This window comes from Microcoleus sp. Z1_B2, assembly GCF_036700325.1.
Classification (GTDB): domain Bacteria; phylum Cyanobacteriota; class Cyanobacteriia; order Cyanobacteriales; family Microcoleaceae; genus Microcoleus.
Window position 1 is genome coordinate 34,239 of sequence record NZ_JAUBOQ010000040.1, and the last position, 14,947, is coordinate 49,185.

Consider the following 14,947-nt stretch of genomic DNA (forward strand, 5'->3'; position numbering starts at 1 on the left):
ACAAGTTTTAAGTTTCATTAGATTGCACTGACGGGGATCGAAAAGCAGCTACAATAAAAGTAGAAAAATTAACACCATTGGGACGTTTTAGCCTGCTACCAGTCGGCGGGTTCTGTACTTCCCGAAAATAAGTCTAACTTTCCAACTATGAATTCTTTCGATTCCGAACAGCAACACATCTTTGTGGAAACCAATAACATCCGCCTGCACTGCGTTTCTCAAGGAGAAGGCGAACTCGTTCTCCTCCTGCATGGGTTTCCAGAGTTTTGGTACTCTTGGCGTCATCAAATCCCTGCTTTAGCGCGTCATTTCAAGGTGGTAGTGCCGGATTTGCGGGGCTACAACGATTCCGACAAGCCGGAAAGCGGCTATGATTTAGATACGCTGAGCGCGGATATTCGCGGTTTGATTGCGAGCCTCGGTTATACAAAAGCTCACGTTGTAGGTCATGATTGGGGAGGGGCGATTGCGTGGCACTTAGCTCAAAAATTTCCCGAACAACTCAATCGCTTGGCAATTTTAAACGCTCCGCACCCGCAGCGATTCATGCAGGAAATGGCGAGCAATTTAGATCAAATCCGCCGCAGTTGGTACGTTTTGGCATTTCAGGTTCCCGGCATTCCGGAATTGTTGATCCGGCAAAACTTGAAAGATTTTGTTCACAATGTTTTCCAAGGACAAGCTGTTCGCAAAGGCTCTTTTAGCGCTGAGGAAACTAAGATTTATCAGACTGCTTTAGAAAAGCCGGGAGTATTAGCCGCCGCTATCAATTATTACCGCCAGATGTTTCACCCGCAGAGGCTTTGGAATTTGGGGCAGAAATTAGAACCTGTGACAGTGCCTACTTTGGTGCTTTGGGGAGAAGAAGATGCGTTTTTGAGCCACAAACTTGTAGAAGGTTTAGACAGATTAATTACGGCTCCGTTTAAGTTGAAATTAGTTCCTCACTGCGGTCACTGGATTCAGCAGGAAGCGCCGCAAACGGTGAATCGAGAATTGCTGAGTTTTCTGAGACATTCTTCTTCTTCTGTGGCTGTAGCATAGAAAAAAATTAACGCTTGCAAATAAGAACGGGCAAGATGCCCGTTCCACAAGAAGATTGAATTTTTGTGGAACGGGCATCTTGCCCGTTCTTAATATCTGACGCACCCTACTTATTGATCAATACGCTTGGGTTAAAACTGTTTATTCCTCGGAGATCCCCCTAAATCCCCCTTAAGAAAGGGGACTTTGAGTAAGTTCTTGTTCCCCCCTTAAGAAGGGGGGCTAGGGAGGATCGGGCTTAACTGAACCGTATTGACTTATCGATCAGTCCCAGAGCAAATTTTCTTGGATCAGCAGTGCAATCATCGCAGTTCTGGAACAAACACCGAGTTTGATAAAAATTCGCCTCACGTAAGTAGCAACCGTCCAGTGACTAATATTTAAATTTTTGGCAATACATTTGTTTGGCAGGCCTTGGGCTACTAATTGCGCGATCGCTCTTTCGCGTGGGCTCAGGCTAATTTCCGGTTTGTAACTTTTGCTTTGCATACTTTTGCAATCAGGTAACGAGTTAAAATCTAATCAATTAAGGGTAGAATTTCGAGTTTTTCTCGAACTTCAGATAAAGGTGTTTCCCAATCAGATGCAACGTCCCAATTAATTAACCGAGTGGCTAATTTTCCGTGTTTTAAGCCTTTGATAATTTGTCCGATCGCGCAACTTAACCCGCCGATGGGTCCAACTAACACTAAAATCGCACAAGAAGGACGAAATACTTGAGCGCGAGTAAACGCTTGAAGTACCAATTCATCTTCTGTTGAAGCTGAAAGACCAGTCAGAACGTGCCACACGTCGTGGTTTCGCACCAATCCAGTCTCCCGATGCGATCGGCTCAAAGCCTTGTTTGTCTAGAAACCGCGCCACTGAGCACCCTAATGTTCCTGCTGGCAGTTGGCGCAATTTTGCCAATTCTATTTCAAAATGTCGATCGCTCTCAATTTGAGGATTAATTGTTTGAGCCATCTTTAATATAACTCCTAATTGACCGTCAGCCATAATTTATTCTCCCTTCAACAATGATTTAATTTTAGAGAAAATTAATTTGTGTTTGTCAAGTTCATTTTTGCGCTTAATCAAGACGACTTTTTTTACCTACTCAGCTTAGAAACCGTACTTTCTGTCACAGCAATTGGCTTTCAGGAGCTTTTACATTTCTTTACAAACCTTCTTAGATGTGAAATCTGCTATCTGTAAACATCGCCCTAGTGTTTGGAATCCCAACTTGACTCACCGGGAAGTACCCGTAAAATCTACAGTATTTAGCGGTGATTGGAACTCCCTTACTTACGTATATAAATTTATTCTGCTGCTAATTATTAGAACCTGCAATGAGTCAGAAGTGGAAGCTTGCAGGCATGGTGATGCAGGTGCATACAAGTGAAGAGAGCTGAAGCAAGCTGAAGTAAGGTGAAGTTATGCAGAGTTGATGTTTAGGAATTACGCAGTAGTGCCAATCCCCCGTGGTTGCCCAATTTGTAGTGGTAATCATGGGGGATGGCCCGTATGTCGTTAGAATGCCGCTCAAATGAGTGTCACTCATTTGAGCGACTGGTCAAATATGTTCACCAACAGCTACAAATAAAGTAGAGATTCATACAAGGTGTTACTATGAAAAAACTTTCCATTTTGTTATCCACAGGAGTTGTGTCATTGATTTGGTGCGCTGCTGCTAGCGCTACCACTTATATTAATCCTAACGGTAAAACTACTTTAAACTTGTCAGAAAAAGGAAACAATCGCAGCGGTTTTTACTTAACCAAAGTAGGCAATCGGGAATTTTTGGGCAATATTCAAATTACCCGTTCCCAAGGAGCAGCAGGCTCTTACTATTACAATGGGACTTTCAAAGACACTGCGACAGGCCCTGGCCGAAAAATTGTTTGTTCTGGAGATATTGCCATTATCAGGCGTCAAGTTGGAAGAAGCAGCCAATTGGGAGCCGAAGTTACTTGGAAGGTGAAAGCAGGAGAAAATTGTCCTTCTATTGGCCAGACATTTAAAGTAAATTTAGTCGAAGCTTTACCGCGTCCTAATGCAAGTGGCGACTATACTTCTAGCAATGCTAATACTTGGTCGAGTCCAACAAATGGTCTTGTAACTTGGCCTACTTGGCGAGTCACGTCGCGAGATGGACAACTCAACTGCCGCAAGAACGCAAACGGAGCAATTCAACAAGTTTACCGCGCGGATAGAGATACAGTTGCTGCTGAACTCAGGGGAGCAAATGCGATTACGATGGCGAACGGTCAACCCTGGTTGCTGACAAGACAAGGCTGTTATGTGCGCGCTAATTCTCAATACGTTCAGCCAGTTTCTATGCCTGAATAAGTGTTCGTAAATAGGGAGCATCTCAATGAAAGTAGCCTAGCTAGAAATTGGAGTTAGGAGTCAGGAGTCAGGAGCCAGGAGCCCAAAGAAGTATTTTTACAAATATGAGATGCTCCCGCCAGATTCTCCCTCAGTGGTTCTGGCTTTCCGATCCCCTCAAACGGCAATCGGATTGTTGCCTCAATTAGCTTGTTAATTCGTTTTAACGTTTTCTTATCTTGCCCTTGCCAATATAAATAATCGCCCCAAGCCTCATCCGTCCATACTAACTTTCTAGTCATCCAACAAATTTCGCTCTACCACTTTCCCCTGCTTAAACTGAGCAATAGAACGCTCCAAATGGGCAGCATTGGCGGGAGATTTGAGTAAATGAACTGTTTCCAGCAAACTATTAAAGAACTCTAGCGACATCACCACGGCATCCTCCGCATCCCGTCTAGTGATGATGGTATAGTCCGTATCTTCCACTACTGCTTCCTTTCGCTGTGTTACTGGTTTACTGGTGTACTGGTTTACTGGCTGTACCTGCAAGTCCTACTCTTAACCCATTTAAGCGACAAGCGAGCCGAAGCCGAGCGAAAATTAAATTCGAGGCTCGCTTGTCGCTGTTGAGCGTTACTTTCGTTCTTTGCGAAAGTAACGAGTAAAACGAGTAAACAACCAGTAAACGAGTAATAATTGAGGACTAAAAAACTTAGATTTCTTCGTCCAAAACTTCTACATCATCTACATCATCTACATCATCTACATCATCTACATCATCTACATCATCTACCTCAATAGGAGCGACAGAATTAGCAGAAACCAGAGCACCAGTCTCAAGTTTCTTTTTAACTAGCTCCTCAATTTCATTTTTGAAATCGATGTTTTTCTCCATGTGCTGGATCACTTTGTCTCGTCCTTGAGCTATGTTCTCTCCGTTGTAGCTATACCAAGAACCTTTTTTCAGAATTACTCCCATTTCGTCGGCCAAGTCAGTCAGACAGCCTAAAGTAGAAATGCCTTTGCCAAATACAATGTCAAATTCGGCAATACGGAAAGGCGGAGCAACTTTATTTTTAGCAACTTTAACTTTCGTGCGGTTGCCGTATTCTTCTGTACCTTTTTTCAAGCTTTGAATGCGGCGAATGTCAAGTCGCACGCTGGCGTAGAATTTGAGTGCGTTACCGCCGGTTGTGGTTTCGGGGTTGCCGTAAGTTACGCCGATTTTCTGCCGCAATTGGTTGAGGAAAATGACGGTACAGCCGGATTTGCCGATGTTGCCGGTGATTTTCCGCAAAGCTTGGCTCATCAAGCGCGCTTGCAAACCCATGTGGGAGTCGCCCATGTCGCCTTCGATTTCGGCGCGGGGGACGAGGGCGGCTACGGAGTCAATTACTACGATATCGACGGCGACGGAACGGACGAGTTGATCGACTATTTCTAGGGCCATTTCGCCGGTATCCGGCTGGGAAACTAAGAGATTTTCAATATCGACGCCTAAAGCTGAGGCGTAGGTAGGATCGAGGGCGTGTTCGGCATCGACGAAGGCTGCGATACCGCCGGATTTTTGGACTTCGGCGATCGCGTGGAGAGCTAGAGTTGTTTTACCGGAACTTTCCGGGCCGTAAATTTCAATAACTCGACCTTTTGGCAAACCGCCGCCCAAAGCAATGTCCAGTGTCAGGGCTCCGGTGGGAATGGTTTCTACCCTCATGCGAGTGGAGTCTCCCAATCGGACGATCGCCCCTTTGCCAAAGCTGCGCTCGATTTGGGAGAGTACGGAAGTTAGAGCTTTTTGCTTTTCTGAGTTTTCAGTGGAAGTTTTTGACGCATCTTTGCTTTTTGCCATTTGCGGTACGCGGGTAGACCCCTTGCGGAGCTTGTTGATTAACTGTACAACACGTATGTTAGCAGTTATTTTTGGGGTCTGGAGGTTCTGGGAGCATTTGGTTGAAGATTCTTGATTTTGGGGTGGTTCAGCCTGCTCCCGCCTTCAGAATGCCCAAGATGTAGAAGATATTTAACTGGTTCCCAGGCTCTGTCTGGGAACCGATGTAAGCGAGGCTCTGCCTCGAAAAGCTGACATTAAAATTGGAGGCAGAGCCTCCGGATCTGTGTTACCAGGCTCTTCCTGGTAACAAGTAATCGCCACAATTAGGACAAGCATGGCATCTACAACACATCAAGACACATCTGTCAATAGCAAAAATTCCGGCTGGTTGATTAACTTATTGGCGATCGGCATTTTACTTGGTATCGGATTTCGGTTTTTTGAGATCGATCGCAAACTGTACTGGCACGACGAAGCTTACACATCAATCCGCGCCGCTGGTTTCACCCGCCAAGAAATCGACAACGAACTATTCCAAAACCGGATTATTCCTGCACCACAATTGCAAAAATATCAGCGGATTAAACCGGGAAGTACAGAAGCAGACACGATTCGTTCTTTAGCACTAGAAGACCCGCAGCATCCGCCTTTATACTTTCTCATGGCTCGTTGGTGGATGCAGGAATTTGGCAGTTCTCTAACAGCATCGCGCAGTTTGCCAGCAATATTGAGTTTGCTGTCGCTGCCTTTGATGTACGCTTTAGCTCAGGAACTTTTCGCCTCGAATTTGGCGGCGTTATTAGCAACAGCACTTTTGGCTTTATCACCCTTTGACATATTGTTTGCTCAGACAGCAAGGCAGTACAGTTTGCTAACAGCCATAGTTATTGGCAGCAGTTGGCTGCTGCTGAGAGCAGTGCGGTTGCGGGGTTGGAAAAATTGGGTATTTTACTCGCTGGCGATCGCTCTTGGTTTCTACACTCACCCATTCTTCAGTTTAACACTCATCGGACACGGAGTTTTTATAATTTCTTACTGGCTGTTTGTCAAAAAAACAAAATTGCGAGGTCATGTAACTAATTCCCAATTTTTTTTAGCAGTAACAGCAGCTTTAATATTGTATATTCCCTGGATTTACGTGCTGGCCACCAACCTGGAACGAGCATCAGTTACGACAGATTGGACGCGAGTATCTCCGGGTTGGCTGTATCTTGTCAAATTGTGGACGCTCAGCTTTACATCATTATTTTTTGACTTCGACTTCGGGTTTGATAATAGTTGGACTTATCTGCTGAGATTGCCATTTTTGCTGTTAATTGTGGCAGCCCTTTACACAATCTGCCGCCGCACTAGCAGTTCAACTTGGCTGTTTATTGTAACATCAATTTTTGTACCTTTTTTGATACTGGCATTACCGGATCTAATCCTAGGTGGCAAACGTTCCGCCGTCAGCCGGTATCTGATTTCCTGCTTTCCAGGAGTGCAGCTAGCAGTTGCTTACTTGCTCGCCAGTAACGTGAAAATTCAGCAGCGGTTTTGGCAAGTCATTTTAGCCCTGGTTTTTACAGCAAGTATAGCATCCTGTACCGTCAGCGCTTTTTCTGATACTTGGTGGAGCAAAGACTTGAGCTATTTTAATGCTGAAGTTGCGAAAATTATTAACAAAGAGGCGATAGCTAATCGATCGATTAAAGATACAATTGTAATTAGCGATCGCGGCAACGATTTTACTAACATGGGAGATTTGCTTTCTCTGAGTTATTTGCTCGACAAAGACGTGCGGTTGATGCTGATGAGCCAGTCGCCAGAAATCGAGATGCTGAACAAATATTCGGCTCCCCTAGTGTTCCGCCCTTCGGAAAAATCGATCTCGGCCTTTAAGCGAAATCAACGGCGGTTAGAGCCGATATTGGAATATGCCAGACTTTTTCGAGCGCGGCGAGCTTCTTAAAGCAGATTGACAGAAATGGACGATCGTCCCCGACACTCCCCGGTAGGGTACGTCAGTGGATTTTAGATTTTAGATTTTAGATTTTAGATTTATTCCACAGATGAATCTGGGAGATTAAACTTTGGTCTAAAATTTTTGGAGATTCACGATAGGAGTACGTGGCACGGTATCGGTTTTTGGGCGGGGGCAGAAAAAACTGTTTGAATTGCCTCAAATATTTCGACTGACGCACCTTAAATCACTATTTGGGCATTTTTGTCAATATTCCCCGTAAGGTGCGTCAGAAAAAAACTGTCTGAGTTGTCTCAGGTATTTGGGCTGACACACTTGACATCATCAGCAATAATTATTTGAAGAGTTAGGATAAAGCGCCATGCAAGAGTTAAATAATTCATCTTCCGAATCCGCGCAGAAGTTTCGCGATCTTCAGGCAGAATTACGGGAACGTTGGCGAGCGATAGAAGAATTCGACGGCGGAGATTGTGACATTATTATCATTCCTTCTGTCAGCTTAGATCAGCAAGAAATGCAGAAAGTTGAGGGTGCTTACCACTACGAAGAGCGGCATTTATTTTCATTGATTCGCCTGCGAAATCCCCGCACGCGCTTAATTTACATTACCTCGGAACCCTTGCACCCGATGATTGTGGATTATTACCTGCAATTGCTGCCGGGAATTCCATTTTCTCACGCGCGCGATCGGCTTTTGCTGTTCAGTGCTTACGATGCTTCTGCCAAATCCCTCACCCAGAAAATTTTAGAGCGCCCCCGCTTGATGGAGCGCATTCGTCAAGCAGTGCGGCCGACAAAATCCTATATGGTTTGTTATAACTCGACGCCCTTAGAACGGGAGTTATCTGTTCAATTGGGGATTCCTTTGTTGGCTAGCGATCCGGATCTGTTATACTGGGGAACCAAAAGCGGTAGCAGGCAAATTTTTAAAGAATGTGGCGTGCCTTATCCTGACGGTTCCGAGTTGGTGTGGAATGCGGAAGATTTAGCGGAAGCTGCGGCGGATTTGTGGGCAAGGCAGCCGCATTTGCAACGGATCGTAATTAAGTTAAATGAAGGTTTTTCGGGGGAAGGGAATGCAATTTTAGATCTGAAGTCCCTCGCAGGTAAAACATCTACAGAAAGAGCGAAGGCAATTGGCGATAGCTTCCATAATTTGCGCTTTCAAGCAACGGGCGAAACCTGGGAAAATTTTAGCAGCCGCATTCCCGAATTAGGGGCAATTGCCGAAGCATTTATCGAAGGAGAAGAAAAGTTCTCGCCCAGCGTTCAAGGCAGAATTGTCCCCAGCGGCGAAGTAGAAATTCTCTCAACCCACGACCAAATTTTAGGAGGCCCAGACGGTCAAATTTTCTTAGGTTGCCGATTTCCTGCGGACGAATCTTACCGGCTGGCGTTGCAAGAATTGGGATGGAAAGTAGGGCAAAACTTAGCTAAAAAAGGGGCTTTAGAGAGATTTGGAGTAGATTTTCTCGCTGTAAAGCAATCCGATGGGAAATGGGATATGCAAGCAATAGAAATTAACTTACGTAAAGGAGGCACAACTCATCCGTTTATGGCTTTGAAGCTGTTAACAAACGGTCGGTACGAACGTTCGACAGGATTATTTTACAGCCTGCAGGGCCGTCCCAAATATTATGTCGCTTCGGACAATTTAAAAAAAGAGCGCTATCGGGGATTATTACCGAACGATTTGATGGATATTATTGCTGACAATCAACTGCACTTTGACAGCGGTACTGAGACGGGGAGTGTGTTTCATTTAATGGGTTGTTTGTCGGAGTTTGGTAAATTGGGAGTGACGAGTATTGGCAATTCGCAGCAAGAAGCTGAGGATATGTATAACAAAGTTGTGAAAGTTCTCGATCGCGAAACGTCAGGCGATTTTAGATTTTAGATTTTAGATTTTAGATTTGATCCAGTCATATCATGTCCGATCGATTAACCATAATATCCCGACCGGGGCGGGTTTTTGAGATTGTCAATTATTGACGATTATGGTTGGTGAACCCGCCCCTACCTAATTTCGGGTGATCGACCGGACATCATATCAGTCAGTTTAGAGCCCCCACTTCGCAGAAGTTGTCGGGGATCTAGCTAATTTTTAGCGGGATAAAGGGGCGTGGGGTCGATCGAACCTGTGCGGTTGAGTGGCCAAAAACGCACAATTGCCCTACCAATGATATTTTGCTTGGGTACAAAGCCCCAATAATGGCTGTCACAGCTTGCGTTTCGGTTGTCGCCGAGCACCAAGTAAGAATTTGGAGCTACAACTACAGGCCCGTAGGGATACTGTGGAATTTCTTCAATATATTTTTCCTGTAGCGGCTGCTTGTTAATAAAAACTTTTCCCTCTCTGACTTCCACAGTGTCCCCTGGAAGTCCGATCACTCGCTTGATATAGGCATCTTTGATCGGTGGTGGCTGTCCCGTGCACAAACTAGCCTGGTCAGGAGGCATAAATACGATAATATCTCCTCGCTGGGGCTCTTGGAATCGATAGCTTACCTTATCTATAATTAATCGATCGTTAATTTGTAGGGTTGGGAGCATCGAGCCGGTGGGAATGTAGCGTGCTTCGGCAACCAGGGTGCGGATACCAAAGGCCAAAAATGCTGCTAAGCCGATCGTCTTAATTCCTTCGATCCAAGGATTTTCGGTTTCTTGCGGAGGTTTTTCGTCGGCTGACTTGTCTAGACGAGTCATAGGGTATTGTAGTGACTGAGCTGGATACGAATTATAAACTTAATAATGCTTCCATGCTAGCACGCTGTTTACTGAATTAAGGATATCTTATGACTGCCCAATCAAGTTTGTTAATCCGTCGCGCTCGCATTCTTTTGCCCAATGGTGAGTTTTTGGTAGGAGATGTACAAATATGCGATGGCAAAATTGTCCAAGTGGCTGCTGAAATTGTCGAATCGGGCGATCGAGAAATAGATGCGAAAGGCTTAACTCTGTTACCCGGAGTAATTGATCCCCAGGTACACTTCCGGGAACCGGGTTTAGAACACAAGGAAGACTTATTTACCGCTAGCTGTGCTTGCGCTAAAGGCGGCGTGACATCGTTTCTGGAAATGCCGAATACGCGACCTCTGACCACAACCCAAGCTGCCTTAGATGACAAACTGCGCCGCGCTGCCGAGAAGTGTTTGGTGAATTACGGCTTTTTTATTGGGGCTACTCCTGAGATTTTACCCGATTTGTTGGATGCCAATCCGACTCCGGGAATTAAGGTGTTTATGGGTTCGATGCACGGGCAGTTGTTGGTGGATGGAGAAGCAACTTTAGAGGCGATTTTTGCTAAGGGCGATCGACTAATTGCGGTACACGCAGAAGACCAAGCTAGAATCAACCAGCGTCGTCAAGAATTTGCTGGTATTACCGATATTGCAGTTCACTCGCAAATTCAAGACAATCAAGCAGCTTTATTGGCAACTCAACTAGCAGTAAAACTTTCTAATAAATATCAGCGCCGACTGCATATTCTGCACCTTTCAACGGGGGATGAAGCTGAGTTTTTGCGTCAGGAAAAACCGAGTTGGGTAACGGCAGAAGTAACGCCGCAGCATTTGTTGTTAAATACCAGCGCCTATCAAAAAATTGGCAGTTTAGCTCAAATGAATCCGCCTTTGCGCGAGCCCCGCGATAACGAAATACTTTGGCAAGCTTTACTCGACGGCGTAATTGATTTTATCGCCACAGACCATGCGCCACATACATTAGCAGAAAAAGCTCAAGATTATCCGAATACGCCGTCTGGAATGCCCGGTGTCGAAACTTCTTTGCCTTTGATGCTGACCCAAGCAGTAGAGGGAAGATGTACAGTGGCACAAGTTGCTAATTGGATGTCGGCGGCAGTTGCTAAGGCTTATAAGATTCCGAATAAAGGGCAAATAGCACCGGGTTTTGATGCAGATTTAGTCTTAGTTGATTTGGAGAAATACCGCCCGGTAGTCGGCGCAGAGATGGCGAGCAAGTGCGGCTGGAGTTCCTTTGAAGGATGGAATTTAACTGGATGGCCAGTTGTGACTGTTGTGGGAGGAAAAGTTGTTTTTGAGAATGGTAAATTGGATACAAATGTGAGGGGAGAAGCATTGACATTTGACGCTGAGTAAGCATGAATTTAAATCAAATGTTATAATTGGGTATTCCTGCATCGCAAAGGCGATATTACCCATGCTTCTTCAAGAACTAGAAACACAACTCCTGGCCTTAACTCCTACTGAGAAAGCTGAAGCCATCCGGCTTTTAACCCAAAGTTTAAACAATAGCTGGCCAGGAATTACCAAAACTCCCGACGTGTGTGGAGGCGATGCTTGCATTGCCAAAACTAGACTTCCCGTTTGGCTGTTCGTGAGTTTGCGCCGTCAAGGTTCAAGTGATGCTGAACTTCTACAATTTTATCCCCAGTTGAATGCTGCAAACTTAGTAAATGTCTGGACTTATGCTGAGGCTAACTCCGAAGAAATTGAAACAGCACTCCGAGAAGAAGCAGCAGCAATGATGCAGGAAGTATAATTTATGGCACGTCTCTATGCAGATGAACAGTTCCCGTTTCCTGTTGTGGCATTGCTGCGAAATTTCGGTCACGATGCCCTGACTATTCAAGAGGCAGGAAATGCCGGAGATGATGACCCCGAAGTATTAGCCTTTGCTGTGAATAACGATCGGGCGGTTATGACGCAAAATCGTCGGCATTTCATTCGCTTGCACGCTCAACAACCAAATCATGCGGGTATTATCGTCTGTACAGACGATAAAAATCTAGAAAGGTTGGCAACACGCATCAATGATGCTATTGCTGGTGAAGAAAATTTGAGAGGTAAATTGATTCGAGTCAACCGCCCGCCGCAGTAAGTACGCGCGAGCGTAGCTATCCCGTAGGGAATCGCCTTTTCTCAATTTTCCAATTCCCAATCCAATAACTCGCCAGTCCGCATCTCTTGAATTTGCCACCCGTTATCGAGATAAGTCCAAAAAATTTGTCAATAATTATCTGGTTGGTAGTGCAATCAGGACTGAACCCCAAATTTTTGCTAAACTTATAAAAGTATATTCCCTTACGATCGAGGCGATATTACCTATGCTCCAAGAACTAGAAACACAACTTCTTGCCTTAACTCCGATCGAGAAATCTGAAGCAATACGGCTGTTAACCCAAAGTTTAAGCAATAGCTGGCCGGGAATCACGAAGACTCCCGGAGTTTGTGGCGGTGATGCTTGTATTGCCAAAACTCGGATTCCAGTGTGGCTGCTTGTTGGTTTTCGCAATGAAGGTTCAAGCGATTCCGAACTTCTACAATTTTATCCCCATCTAAGTGCTGCTGATTTGGTCAATGTTTGGACTTATGCTGATTCACATATAGAGGAAATTGAAGAAGCAATCAGCAAAAATGAGGAAGCATAACTTATGGCACTATTGTATGCAGACGAACAATTTCCTTTGCCAGTTGTGGAATTGCTGCGGGCTTTTGGTCACAATGTGCTTACTGTTCAGGAAGCAGGAAAAGCAAATCTGGGCATTCCCGATCCTGAAGTCCTAGAATTTGCTATTACTAACGATCGAGCTATTTTGACATTAAATCGGTTTGATTTTATCGGGCTGCACAACCGAAAGTCAAACCATGCAGGTATTATTGTCTGCACAAAAAATCGGAATGTAGAAATGTTGGCAACACGCATCAATGATGCTATTGCTGGTGAGGAAACTTTGAGGGGGAAATTGATTCGAGTCAACCGTCCGACGCCGTAAGTTCGATCGCCTTTTCTCAAATTTCCAATTGCCAATCCAATAAGTCGCCATTACCAATTACTTCAATTTGCCGCCCGTTATCTAGATAACTTAAAGAAATTTGCAAATAATTTTCGGGTTTGTACTGCAATCTTTCCGCCCATTCGATCGCCACAATTCCCAAATCCATTTCTAACCCGTCCCAATAACTTTCTAAGTGCAAAGCCTCCACTTCGTCGGGTTCTAGTCGATACAAATCTAGATGATACAGCGGAATTCGTCCTCCAAAATACTCGTTAATCAGCGTAAAAGTAGGACTCTCGATCGAGTCTGAGATTCCTAAACCTTCAGCGATGCCTTGAACCAAGGTAGTTTTGCCCGCACCTAAATCTCCTTGTAATAAGATTACAGTGCCGGCGGGGAGCGATCGACCTAACGCAGCACCAAACTTGCGCGTAGCCTCAGAATCTGGAAGCAAAGTTTTCATTTCAATAATTAGTCATTAGTCCTTAATCATTTGTTATTTGTTACTCGCTTGCGGCTGCTAATAACCAATAACCAATAAAATTAGTCAACTGTCCACTGTCAACACTCAACAGCTTAAATGTTCTGGGCGCGGCCGTACCAACGCAGCAACATTCCCGCCAACCTTTGAGAATTGTGGCGAATTAAACCCGTATTTTGATCTTCATCCATGACATTGGCGATGACAACTCGCCGCCCCAATTGCGTCACGGCTTCTCGATCGAGCACAACCGGATAAGAATCCTCCTGAGAATAGCGAATCAAAGCCTTTGCAGAAGGGACTTTTCCTTGAACTACTACAGCATCGAACAGCGGCCGACCGCAAGCGCGGTCGATCGCCCGAATGTGGTCTGCAACACTGTATCCGTCAGTTTCCCCCGGCTGAGTCATAATATTGCACACATAAATGCGGGGAACTTCGCTATTGGCGATCGCATCAGCAATTTCCGGCACCAACAAATTCGGAATAACACTCGTATAAAGACTCCCCGGCCCAATAATGATAAAATCCGCTTCCCGAAGTGCTTGGGCGACCTTGGGCAACGCCGGAGGATTAGCAGGAGTGCAGCCAATTTTGATGATTTTTCCGTTAGCTTTTGTAATGCTTGACTCCCCCTCAATCCTGCGGCCGTCCGCCAGTTCTGCCCACAAAGAAACGTCGCTCAGAGTAGCCGGCAGCACCTCTCCCCTAACTGCTAAAACTTTAGAACTCGCGGCGATCGCCTGTTCCAAATCTCCAGCAATATCGCTCATCGCTGTCAAAAACAAATTCCCAAAACTGTGACCCACCAAACCGTCACCAGCCCGAAAGCGATATTGAAATAACTCAGTCAATAACTTTTCCTCATCTGCCAAAGCAGCCAAACAATTGCGAATGTCTCCCGGCGGCAATACCCCAATTTCCCGCCGCAGCCGCCCGGAAGACCCGCCATCATCCGCCACCGTGACAATAGCAGTGATTTTGGCGCTGTAATCCTTCAATCCCCTGAGCAAATTGGAAAGGCCCGTACCGCCCCCAATTGCCACAATTTTCGGGCCGCGGTGCAAGCGACGGTGGTTGAGGAGTCGATCGACCAGTTCCTCGTTGCCTTCGGGCATCAGCACTTGGGTAATAGAGTTCAAACTGCGAGTTTGTCCCCACAGAATTAATAAAATCCCGCCAGCAATGATGATCGGGCCCGACACGTAATTAGGAACAACTTCCGCAATCCACGCCAAAAAATTTCTCAATAATTGCAATAAGAAGAAAATGGGAGTCATCCCAGTCCAAATCGCTAAACCCAAAGTGGCAAGTACCACGCCGCTGGCACTAATCAGCAGCCACCGTTTCACTAACAGTCCGGGGGCTAACCACTTAAACCACTGGTGAACTCGCCCGTTCCGCAAAGAAGGGGGGTAAGGATTTCTGGATTGGGCAAAAACCTGCTTGGCTTTAGCCAAGACGCGGAGGGCTTTAGGAAGTGAACTAATTGACATGGTTAATTAGTCTTAAGGGTATTGGAACAGCTCGATCTGACAAATTTACAATACAAGAGAGTTT

General features: G+C 45.4%; 18 protein-coding genes. 9 read left to right on the forward strand and 9 right to left on the reverse strand.

Annotated elements, in window-relative coordinates; translation table 11 throughout:
* The first annotated feature begins 147 nt into the window (after positions 1 to 147).
* Positions 148 to 1,044, forward strand: a complete 897-nt coding sequence (locus tag QT984_RS21865; protein WP_333312957.1) for an alpha/beta hydrolase — start codon at positions 148 to 150, stop codon at positions 1,042 to 1,044.
* Between the two features lie 264 nt (positions 1,045 to 1,308).
* Here the strand turns inward: QT984_RS21865 and QT984_RS21870 are convergent, their stop codons facing one another.
* The 3 genes from QT984_RS21870 to QT984_RS21880 are packed head-to-tail and all read right to left on the reverse strand — an operon-like array spanning position 1,309 to position 2,040.
* Entirely contained in the window at positions 1,309 to 1,533 is a 225-nt protein-coding gene (locus QT984_RS21870; protein WP_333036912.1) for a helix-turn-helix transcriptional regulator, read from the reverse strand.
* A gap of 29 nt (positions 1,534 to 1,562) precedes the next feature.
* Complete coding sequence (locus QT984_RS21875) at positions 1,563 to 1,850, reverse strand: Coq4 family protein (RefSeq protein WP_333056215.1); 288 nt, start codon at positions 1,848 to 1,850, stop codon at positions 1,563 to 1,565.
* Entirely contained in the window at positions 1,792 to 2,040 is a 249-nt protein-coding gene (locus QT984_RS21880) for a hypothetical protein (RefSeq protein WP_333056216.1), read from the reverse strand. The genes QT984_RS21875 and QT984_RS21880 overlap by 59 nt, the downstream gene beginning before the upstream one ends.
* Before the next feature lie 612 nt (positions 2,041 to 2,652).
* Here QT984_RS21880 and QT984_RS21885 point away from each other — a divergent pair.
* Positions 2,653 to 3,372, forward strand: coding sequence for a hypothetical protein (locus QT984_RS21885; RefSeq protein ID WP_333056217.1), 720 nt, complete (start codon positions 2,653 to 2,655; stop codon positions 3,370 to 3,372).
* Between the two features lie 53 nt (positions 3,373 to 3,425).
* On the opposite strand, the gene QT984_RS21890 is transcribed toward QT984_RS21885, so the two are convergent.
* From QT984_RS21890 to recA, 3 genes are all read right to left on the reverse strand, one after another.
* On the reverse strand, positions 3,426 to 3,653 hold the full coding sequence (locus tag QT984_RS21890) for a Txe/YoeB family addiction module toxin (RefSeq protein ID WP_333056218.1): 228 nt from the start codon (positions 3,651 to 3,653) through the stop codon (positions 3,426 to 3,428).
* Entirely contained in the window at positions 3,646 to 3,903 is a 258-nt protein-coding gene (locus QT984_RS21895; protein ID WP_333056220.1) for a type II toxin-antitoxin system Phd/YefM family antitoxin, read from the reverse strand. Before QT984_RS21895 ends, QT984_RS21890 begins: the two co-directional genes overlap by 8 nt.
* 163 nt (positions 3,904 to 4,066) lie before the next feature.
* On the reverse strand, positions 4,067 to 5,203 hold the full coding sequence (gene recA, locus QT984_RS21900) for a recombinase RecA (RefSeq protein ID WP_333056221.1): 1,137 nt from the start codon (positions 5,201 to 5,203) through the stop codon (positions 4,067 to 4,069).
* Between the two features lie 316 nt (positions 5,204 to 5,519).
* Between recA and QT984_RS21905 the strand changes: the two genes are divergently transcribed.
* Complete coding sequence (locus QT984_RS21905) at positions 5,520 to 7,136, forward strand: glycosyltransferase family 39 protein (protein WP_333374930.1); 1,617 nt, start codon at positions 5,520 to 5,522, stop codon at positions 7,134 to 7,136.
* 373 nt (positions 7,137 to 7,509) lie between these two features.
* Positions 7,510 to 9,045 (forward strand): peptide ligase PGM1-related protein, encoded by a 1,536-nt coding sequence (locus QT984_RS21910; protein WP_333272256.1) that lies wholly within the window; start codon positions 7,510 to 7,512, stop codon positions 9,043 to 9,045.
* A 200-nt stretch (positions 9,046 to 9,245) separates the two neighbouring features.
* Here the strand turns inward: QT984_RS21910 and lepB are convergent, their stop codons facing one another.
* A complete protein-coding gene (gene lepB / locus QT984_RS21915) occupies positions 9,246 to 9,854 on the reverse strand; it encodes a signal peptidase I (protein WP_333233125.1) in 609 nt (202 codons plus the stop codon).
* An 89-nt stretch (positions 9,855 to 9,943) separates the two neighbouring features.
* Here lepB and QT984_RS21920 point away from each other — a divergent pair, with 89 nt between their 5' ends.
* The 5 genes from QT984_RS21920 (at position 9,944) to QT984_RS21940 (ending at position 12,903) form a co-directional block, all read left to right on the forward strand.
* Positions 9,944 to 11,266 (forward strand): dihydroorotase, encoded by a 1,323-nt coding sequence (locus QT984_RS21920; protein ID WP_333374933.1) that lies wholly within the window; start codon positions 9,944 to 9,946, stop codon positions 11,264 to 11,266.
* A 61-nt stretch (positions 11,267 to 11,327) separates the two neighbouring features.
* Positions 11,328 to 11,669, forward strand: coding sequence for a DUF433 domain-containing protein (locus QT984_RS21925; RefSeq protein WP_015174644.1), 342 nt, complete (start codon positions 11,328 to 11,330; stop codon positions 11,667 to 11,669).
* Positions 11,670 to 11,672: 3 nt separating this feature from the next.
* Entirely contained in the window at positions 11,673 to 12,008 is a 336-nt protein-coding gene (locus tag QT984_RS21930) for a DUF5615 family PIN-like protein (protein WP_333056227.1), read from the forward strand.
* Positions 12,009 to 12,234: 226 nt separating this feature from the next.
* Positions 12,235 to 12,558 carry a DUF433 domain-containing protein gene (locus QT984_RS21935; RefSeq protein WP_333056228.1) on the forward strand — a complete coding sequence of 108 codons (324 nt, stop codon included), beginning with the start codon at positions 12,235 to 12,237 and terminating at the stop codon, positions 12,556 to 12,558.
* Positions 12,559 to 12,561: 3 nt separating this feature from the next.
* The gene (locus tag QT984_RS21940; RefSeq protein ID WP_333056229.1) at positions 12,562 to 12,903 is read left to right on the forward strand and encodes a DUF5615 family PIN-like protein; all 342 of its coding nucleotides are present in this window, start codon (positions 12,562 to 12,564) and stop codon (positions 12,901 to 12,903) included.
* Positions 12,904 to 12,919: 16 nt separating this feature from the next.
* Here QT984_RS21940 and tsaE read toward each other — a convergent pair whose 3' ends face one another.
* Together tsaE and QT984_RS21950 are read right to left on the reverse strand one after the other, a co-directional pair.
* The gene (gene tsaE, locus QT984_RS21945; RefSeq protein ID WP_333210441.1) at positions 12,920 to 13,369 is read right to left on the reverse strand and encodes a tRNA (adenosine(37)-N6)-threonylcarbamoyltransferase complex ATPase subunit type 1 TsaE; all 450 of its coding nucleotides are present in this window, start codon (positions 13,367 to 13,369) and stop codon (positions 12,920 to 12,922) included.
* Between the two features lie 113 nt (positions 13,370 to 13,482).
* Positions 13,483 to 14,883, reverse strand: a complete 1,401-nt coding sequence (locus tag QT984_RS21950) for a gluconeogenesis factor YvcK family protein (protein WP_333056231.1) — start codon at positions 14,881 to 14,883, stop codon at positions 13,483 to 13,485.
* Positions 14,884 to 14,947: the final 64 nt, after the last annotated feature.

What these genes read in the sequence shown, in the direction of transcription:
- tsaE (WP_333210441.1), bottom strand. Translation starts at nt 13,369, where the DNA reads ATGAAAACTTTGCTTCCAGATTCTGAGGCTACGCGCAAGTTTGGTGCT.
- lepB (WP_333233125.1), bottom strand. Translation starts at nt 9,854, where the DNA reads ATGACTCGTCTAGACAAGTCAGCCGACGAAAAACCTCCGCAAGAAACC.
- QT984_RS21865 (WP_333312957.1), top strand. Translation starts at nt 148, where the DNA reads ATGAATTCTTTCGATTCCGAACAGCAACACATCTTTGTGGAAACCAAT.
- QT984_RS21940 (WP_333056229.1), top strand. Translation starts at nt 12,562, where the DNA reads ATGGCACTATTGTATGCAGACGAACAATTTCCTTTGCCAGTTGTGGAA.
- QT984_RS21870 (WP_333036912.1), bottom strand. Translation starts at nt 1,533, where the DNA reads ATGCAAAGCAAAAGTTACAAACCGGAAATTAGCCTGAGCCCACGCGAA.
- QT984_RS21880 (WP_333056216.1), bottom strand. Translation starts at nt 2,040, where the DNA reads ATGGCTGACGGTCAATTAGGAGTTATATTAAAGATGGCTCAAACAATT.
- QT984_RS21910 (WP_333272256.1), top strand. Translation starts at nt 7,510, where the DNA reads ATGCAAGAGTTAAATAATTCATCTTCCGAATCCGCGCAGAAGTTTCGC.
- QT984_RS21935 (WP_333056228.1), top strand. Translation starts at nt 12,235, where the DNA reads ATGCTCCAAGAACTAGAAACACAACTTCTTGCCTTAACTCCGATCGAG.
- QT984_RS21905 (WP_333374930.1), top strand. Translation starts at nt 5,520, where the DNA reads ATGGCATCTACAACACATCAAGACACATCTGTCAATAGCAAAAATTCC.
- QT984_RS21890 (WP_333056218.1), bottom strand. Translation starts at nt 3,653, where the DNA reads ATGACTAGAAAGTTAGTATGGACGGATGAGGCTTGGGGCGATTATTTA.
- QT984_RS21925 (WP_015174644.1), top strand. Translation starts at nt 11,328, where the DNA reads ATGCTTCTTCAAGAACTAGAAACACAACTCCTGGCCTTAACTCCTACT.
- QT984_RS21920 (WP_333374933.1), top strand. Translation starts at nt 9,944, where the DNA reads ATGACTGCCCAATCAAGTTTGTTAATCCGTCGCGCTCGCATTCTTTTG.
- QT984_RS21950 (WP_333056231.1), bottom strand. Translation starts at nt 14,883, where the DNA reads ATGTCAATTAGTTCACTTCCTAAAGCCCTCCGCGTCTTGGCTAAAGCC.
- QT984_RS21930 (WP_333056227.1), top strand. Translation starts at nt 11,673, where the DNA reads ATGGCACGTCTCTATGCAGATGAACAGTTCCCGTTTCCTGTTGTGGCA.
- recA (WP_333056221.1), bottom strand. Translation starts at nt 5,203, where the DNA reads ATGGCAAAAAGCAAAGATGCGTCAAAAACTTCCACTGAAAACTCAGAA.
- QT984_RS21885 (WP_333056217.1), top strand. Translation starts at nt 2,653, where the DNA reads ATGAAAAAACTTTCCATTTTGTTATCCACAGGAGTTGTGTCATTGATT.